Annotated in this window: 5 protein-coding genes; 3 read left to right on the forward strand and 2 right to left on the reverse strand. The window is 51.3% G+C overall.

Features of this window, described 5'->3' with window-relative positions; translation table 11 throughout:
* The first annotated feature begins 48 nt into the window (after positions 1–48).
* The 3 genes from ACUVQO_RS22390 to hisG are packed head-to-tail and all read left to right on the forward strand — an operon-like array spanning position 49 to position 4,023.
* Positions 49–1,572: an Ig-like domain-containing protein gene (locus ACUVQO_RS22390; RefSeq protein ID WP_445928034.1), complete on the forward strand. Its 1,524-nt coding sequence runs from the start codon at positions 49–51 to the stop codon at positions 1,570–1,572.
* Positions 1,573–1,628: 56 nt separating this feature from the next.
* Positions 1,629–3,371: an iron uptake porin gene (locus ACUVQO_RS22395; RefSeq protein WP_445928035.1), complete on the forward strand. Its 1,743-nt coding sequence runs from the start codon at positions 1,629–1,631 to the stop codon at positions 3,369–3,371.
* Positions 3,372–3,378: 7 nt separating this feature from the next.
* Positions 3,379–4,023 carry an ATP phosphoribosyltransferase gene (gene hisG / locus ACUVQO_RS22400; protein WP_445928036.1) on the forward strand — a complete coding sequence of 215 codons (645 nt, stop codon included), beginning with the start codon at positions 3,379–3,381 and terminating at the stop codon, positions 4,021–4,023.
* Positions 4,024–4,026: 3 nt separating this feature from the next.
* Here hisG and ACUVQO_RS22405 read toward each other — a convergent pair whose 3' ends face one another.
* A complete protein-coding gene (locus tag ACUVQO_RS22405) occupies positions 4,027–4,473 on the reverse strand; it encodes a VOC family protein (protein WP_445928037.1) in 447 nt (148 codons plus the stop codon).
* Positions 4,474–4,481: 8 nt separating this feature from the next.
* Complete coding sequence (locus ACUVQO_RS22410) at positions 4,482–4,901, reverse strand: phosphomannose isomerase type II C-terminal cupin domain (RefSeq protein WP_445928038.1); 420 nt, start codon at positions 4,899–4,901, stop codon at positions 4,482–4,484.
* Positions 4,902–5,220 lie beyond the last annotated feature (319 nt).

Consider the following 5,220-nt stretch of genomic DNA (forward strand, 5'->3'; position numbering starts at 1 on the left):
AGAAGAAATTGATCTAAAATCCGAAATCGCACCTCTGAGAAATCTTCCATGCCACGATCGTCCTCCTCTCCTCCAGCCCGTTCTTTTCCTCTGGCCCTCGATCGGGTCGCTATTGCCCTGATGCTGGTGATTGCCGCTGTTACAGGGCTGTTGTTGTGGAGTGGCGGTCGCACGTCGGCTCAGGTTCGCGACTTTACCTGGCAGGATAAAACGATTGGGGCGGATGATACCGCGTTTGTGATCACCTTCAGCCGTCCGATGGATCATCAAACGGTCGAGAAAAACCTGACAATTACGCCTCCGTTGTCTGGAAAAATAAGTTGGGCCGGGCGACGAATGGCCTATACCTTAAATCTGTCTGCTCCCTACGGCAAGGACTATACCATCCGGTTACAAAATGCTCTGGATTACTTCAGTCAGGCCGGAGGGCCGCAATCCACAATTCGTCCCTTTGAGGCCAAATTTCGTACCCGCGATCGGGCCTTCGCTTACATTGGGGTGCAGGGAGAAGAAGCCGGACGGTTAATCCTGTATAACCTGACCCAGCAACAACGGCTGATTCTTTCCCCCAACAATCTGGTGGTGAATGACTTTAAGCCCTATGCCCTGGGCGATCGCATTTTGTTTGCCGCCAGTGAACGTACTGCCCAACCTCAAGGGTTATTGGAGCAGAAACTATATCGAGTGTCCACAGGCATTCAACCCCATCCTCCCCTGCAAGTCGATGCCAATCCTGCCAATAAAGATCCGGTTAAATTGCCAGAGGTGAAACCCGCCGGAACCTTAGAAGAGATTTTGGATAGCAGGGACTATCAAAATCTAAAATTCGATCTGTCTGCGGACGGCAAAACGATCGTGGTACAGCGAGTTAGCCGTACCAATCCAGCCGATTTTGGCCCCTGGGTTTTGCGGGAAGGCCAACCACCGGAGCCCCTAAAAGGCCAACCCGGAGGGGACTTTCTGATTACGCCTGATAGTGATTCACTGGCGATCGCCCAGGGACAGGGTCTAGCGATTTTGCCACTACAACCGGATGCCAAACCTCTAGACTTTTTGCCCAAATTTGGCATGGTGCTGAATTTCTCCAGTGATGGCTCCCTGGCTGCTATGGTGAAGTTCAACACAGATCGCACCCGATCGCTGTTTCTGGTGAGTAATCAAGGTACTCAGAAGCAACTACTGCGAACCACAGGTTCGATTTTTTCGGCGGAGTTTGACCCCAAAAAACAAGTTTTGTTCTGCTTACTCTCCCAACTGGTTCCTGGCGACACCTATCAGGAAGAACCCTATCTGGCTGCGATCGATCTGAAGACCAGTAAGCTGACCTCCCTGTTACCGCTTCCCAATCAGCGGGATGTCCACATGGATGTTTCTCCCGATACTCTGGCAGTGCTGTTCGATCAGACGACTGAAACCGAGCAAGGGAATGCCTCAGGGGTTCGTGGTCAGAGCGGCATGGCGATCGCGGATAGCCGATTGTGGCTGCTGCCAATTAACATCGCTGACTTGAGCAAAAAATCCGAGCCAGAACAACTTCCCTTGCCCGGTATCCGTCCCCGCTGGTTGCCTTAGTGGTTTGGCCTGCCATTCGCGGATAGAATTCCAGGGATTGGAACAGGAGCAAGTCCATGTCGATCCATACTGGAGTTAAGCTATCTGGAGCAGAAAAGTCCAGATTTAGAATTGCTGTTACCGTAGGGGTACCTTTCGCCATCGGAATTTCTGGGTTAGAGACTGCTCCAACTCAAGCCTTCCCTATCTTTGACAACCTCAATACCCGATTTTCCCACTCCAACCAATCCAGCCCTGCAATTTCTTTCGATCCCGTCGATTCCGACGCTGGACTGGAACAACTGACGTCTGTCTCTCAGTTAGCGGATGTCAAACCAACGGATTGGGCCTTTCAGGCTGTGCGATCGCTGGTTGAACGATATGGTTGCATCGTCGGCTATCCTGACAACCTGTTTCGCGGCGATCGTGCCCTCAGCTGCTACGAATTTGCCGCTGGCCTGAATGCCTGCCTGGACAAAGTTCAGGACGTTTTAGCCGCCAGCACGACTGACCTGGCAACCAAGGAAGACCTGGAACCAGTCAAGAAATTATTGGAAGATTTCGCGCCTGAACTGGCAGTTGTCCGGGGCCGACTAGGGGCATCGGCAGTTCAATCTGACACTCTGCAACAGCAGCAATTTTCTACAACAACTAAATTATTTGGCCAGGTGATTATGGGGATTCAGGGGCACAGCGGTACTGACATCATGTTGGCGGGTAGCCGTTTGCCCGATCGCACCAACCAAATCAACGTGATTACCAACGTGCAACTGAGTTTATATACCGCTTTCAGTGAACGCAGTTGGTTATTTACCGGACTGCAAGCTGGAACAGGTAGAAGTGGTATTCAACCTCTGATCAATCCGGTTCTATTAAGCTATGAAGGCGATACGGAAGGTTCTCTGCAGCTGAGTGATCTGACTTTCCGGCATCTGTTTGGCCGCAACTTTGCTGCCCTGGCGGGGGCGAAAGGGGTCAATATGATTAATGTCTTTCGGGGAGCCAACCGCATTGAAAGTGCCGGACAGGGGCCGTTGTCTCTATTTGCCCAACGCAACCCAATTCTGAACCTGGGTACAGGCAATGGCAGTACCGATAATGCTGGGGCTAGCTTTGACTGGCAATTGGGTAGTCGCTTTTCTGTTCAGGGAGCTTATTTTACCAATCGTCCCAATGATCCGGCCAATGGAGGACTGCTTGGTGGAGCCAATGGGGGAACCACGATCGCGGCTCAACTGGCGATCGCTCCTACCAACATGCTCGATGTTGCCCTTCACTATGCCCACTCCTATTCCCCTTCAGGATTTTTGGGAACCGGGGTGGGAGATGACCAGGTGGCCCTACCAACGGCCACGTCTCCCTTGATTCGCGCTCCCATTCAAACCCATACCGTTGGTGGAACCTTATCCTGGCGGGTTACTCCTCGCCTGACCTGGGGCGGCTGGGCGGGATACACTCAATCCCAGATCAAAAGCTTCTCCGGTACTGTAGCCACCCTCAACTGGATGACCTTCCTCAACTTTCCCGACCTGTTTGGGCCAGGAAATCTGGGTGGTCTGTATATCGGTCAGCCACCTGCCATCACCCAGAGTAATTTACCAACAGGCCGCAACATCCCAGATTTCATCAATCGGGGCAACCTGGCTGCAGAACCTGGCTCTCAACCCGGACGCACTACTCATTTAGAGGTCTTTTATCGTTATCGTCTCAGTGACAATCTCAGCGTTACCCCAGGAGCGATCGTCCTCTTCAACCCCAACCACAATCCCGCCAATGACACGGCGATTATTGGTATTTTGAGAACGACATTTACCTTCTAATCTCACCATGATCACCGTTGCACTTCCCAAAGGGGCACTTCTGAAAGATAGTATTCGCCTATTTCAGGCGATCGGGCTGGATTTCAGTGCGTTTCTAGATTCTGCTAATCGTCAATTACAGATTCCATCCACCAATGGAGCGGCGAAAGCACTGCTAGTCAGAGCGCAGGATGTTCCGGTTTATGTGGAATACGGTCAGGCTCAGTTAGGCATTGTGGGCTATGACGTATTACGAGAGAAAAAACCGCAGGTGGCGCATCTGGCCGATCTGGGATTTGGGCGCTGTCGATTGTCGGTGGCCGTGAAAGAGTCGAGTTCGTACCGTTCCGCTCTGGAATTGCCGATTTATGGTCGGGTGGCCTCCAAGTTTGTCCACTGTGCGCGGGAATATTTTGATGCTCTGGATCTGCCAGTCGAAATTGTGCCGCTCTATGGTTCAGTGGAATTAGGCCCGATCACGGGCATGTCAGAAGCGATCGTCGATCTAGTTTCCACAGGCCGCACGTTGAAAGAGAATGGCCTGATCGAAATCGAAGTGTTATTTGAAAGCACAGCCCGCTTGATTGCCCATCCACTCAGTTATCGGGTCAATGCAGATGGTCTGAGTTTGCTGATTGAACAGGTGCGATCGCAAGTATTGGTTACTGCCTGAAACTTAGCGATCGACAGTTGCTTGCAAGCGAATAAACTCCAGAGGCAGACCATCTGCATCCGCAATAAAGGCAACTTCGTAAATGCGATCGCCAATCATCTGCTGTTCTGGTTCCAGAAGTACCTTGAGAGGCTGATACTGGTCAGGATTTTGCGTGGCGGCCTGAAGGAACTGCTCCTTTAAAGCCTCTAACCAGGTCGGCAGGTCAGGAGTGGCTTCAGTGAGGTCAAAGGACAGGTGGTAGTAACCCACGTAATGCTGATCATAAAAGGCGTCTGGGGCCGGCTGTGGTTGGGGAATCTGAATCAGTTCAAGGCGGCCTCCCCAGCCTTCCATCCAGCAAGCCAGGGTATAGCCCGTGGTGAACCGCTCATGAACAACAAAACCGAGCAATTCGTAAAAGGCGATCGCTCGGTGAATATTGGCAGTGCGAATGGAGACGTGGTGCATGCAGGAACCTAAGGTTTCTCGCGGGCATAATCATCCTGGAAGCGAACAATATCATCTTCTCCCAGATAATCTCCATTCTGCACCTCAATTACCACCAGTGGGATTACCCCAGGATTTTCTAATCGATGAACTTTCGCTTGAGGAACGTAAGTCGATTGATTGCTACACAAGATAATTTCTTGATCGTCACAGGTGACTCGCGCCGTTCCAGACACCACAATCCAATGTTCGCTGCGGTGATAGTGCATTTGTAAACTCAAGCGGTGTCCTGGATTCACCTCAATTCGCTTAATTTTGTATCCTGGCCCTTCATCCAGAACGGTGAACGATCCCCAGGGCCTGACATCTGTCGCTGCGGGGGATTTAGCAAAGGCCAGCGGTAGGGCAGAAAGGGGGGATGATTCAGAAGTGTGTGGTATTACAGCCATAACAATTGTGATGTGAAAATTGGCACAAAAATAGGTCTGAAGATTCACCCTGGGGCATTTGGGATTCAGATCCAACTGAACCCTCATCTATTTAGCCCGAAACATAGATGAATGAAACAACGGCCTAAAAGTTCCTGCCGGAGTGAACATTACCCCACCTGACGGGGGGCGACTTATTTGTTTGGGTTGACGCTTTGAGCAGGCTCATAGAGGGCTGCATCCAGACATAAACCAGTAATGACAGAAACGGCAGTTGCCAGTTGATGCAGGGCATCGAAAAACTCCAAAGCCGCAAAACTGCTATCTGCAACTGAGACAA

This window comes from Leptodesmis sp. (assembly GCF_052746595.1).

Bases quoted from the DNA above. Each gene is read 5' to 3' on its own strand.
- ACUVQO_RS22390 (WP_445928034.1), top strand. From the start codon at position 49: ATGCCACGATCGTCCTCCTCTCCTCCAGCCCGTTCTTTTCCTCTGGCC.
- ACUVQO_RS22395 (WP_445928035.1), top strand. From the start codon at position 1,629: ATGTCGATCCATACTGGAGTTAAGCTATCTGGAGCAGAAAAGTCCAGA.
- hisG (WP_445928036.1), top strand. From the start codon at position 3,379: ATGATCACCGTTGCACTTCCCAAAGGGGCACTTCTGAAAGATAGTATT.
- ACUVQO_RS22405 (WP_445928037.1), bottom strand. From the start codon at position 4,473: ATGCACCACGTCTCCATTCGCACTGCCAATATTCACCGAGCGATCGCC.
- ACUVQO_RS22410 (WP_445928038.1), bottom strand. From the start codon at position 4,901: ATGGCTGTAATACCACACACTTCTGAATCATCCCCCCTTTCTGCCCTA.